Raw genomic sequence first — 1,062 nt, 5'->3', positions numbered from 1 at the left:
TCCGGGCACGACCGGGGCGATCTAGGGGTCCCTGACGGCCTGTAGCGCTGCTAATTTCAGCCTGCGAAGTTCTTTCTTCTGCCGGCCCGACTGGAGGGCGGAAATAGTGTTCACGCACAATTCCTGGCGCGCTATCGGCGATCAGAATCGCAACAACGACGTCATTCTCACCGTCGACTTCACCGTGACCGGACGACCCGAAGCCGGGTTCGCCGAGATGGTCGGTGAACTCGACAGCCCGTACGCCGTCTGGGAGAGCCTGCCACCCCAGATCGGCGACGAGACCGGAATGAACGGCGAGGACTACCTCAACCGCTGGATCGAAGACCTCCGCGAATCACAGGCCAGAGTCCACGCGGTGTTCGGCTACTGCGCCTCCAGCGTCTTCGCCCTCGCCCTGGCCGACCGCATCAGCACCTGGCAGGAATGCCCGAGAGTCGTCCTGTTCGACCCGACCGCGGCCACCGGAGAAACCGTCCTGCACTACGGCTTCTACCGGGTCGTCGACGCGCTGGCCGCCGTCCTGACCCCCGACGAGGTCCTCGAGACCCGGGCCGCCGGCGCCTCGGCCCAACGCACCCACGACGACCTGGCCACCCTCACCGCGGAATTCGTACGCATCTACCGCGACGTGGGCAGCACCGTCTTCACCCGAGTCGGACTCGAACCCGACCGAGCCGAAGAACTGGTCGACTGGTTCCGCAGCTACATGACGTACCTGGTGGCCGCCAGCCAGGTCAGCACCTTCCCCGACCTGTCCACGGTCAGCATCGTGCGCTCCGCGGACCTGCCCGGCGCCCTCGAACTCGCGGCCAGGGAAGTCCGGTTCGACGTGAACCACGCCGGCCTGCTCAGCCTTCCCGAGGTCGCCCACGCCGTCCGCGACCTGTTGACGTCCTGACCGGACCTGACCCCCTTCCTGGAGCGGGTAATGCCGACCTCACTCACCCAGCCCGCCACGGCCGCATCTGTCACGAGCGAGCCTGGCACCCCGGACTGGCTCGAACCAGTCCGCCACGTCATCGCCGCCCACCCCGAGGTGGCCACGGCGGAAGTCACCCT

Annotated in this window: 1 protein-coding gene; it reads left to right on the top strand. The window is 67.1% G+C overall.

The window, feature by feature from the left end; genetic code table 11:
• Nucleotides 1–106: 106 nt before the first annotated feature.
• Nucleotides 107–901 carry a hypothetical protein gene (locus ABEA87_RS42155; protein ID WP_345639416.1) on the top strand — a complete coding sequence of 265 codons (795 nt, stop codon included), beginning with the start codon at nt 107–109 and terminating at the stop codon, nt 899–901.
• The last annotated feature ends 161 nt before the right edge of the window (nt 902–1,062 follow it).

It is taken from the genome of Rugosimonospora acidiphila (genome assembly GCF_039543385.1).
Classification (GTDB): domain Bacteria; phylum Actinomycetota; class Actinomycetes; order Mycobacteriales; family Micromonosporaceae; genus Rugosimonospora; species Rugosimonospora acidiphila.
The sequence above is the reverse complement of the archived record's forward strand: the minus strand, read 5'-3'. Positions and strand labels throughout refer to the sequence as shown.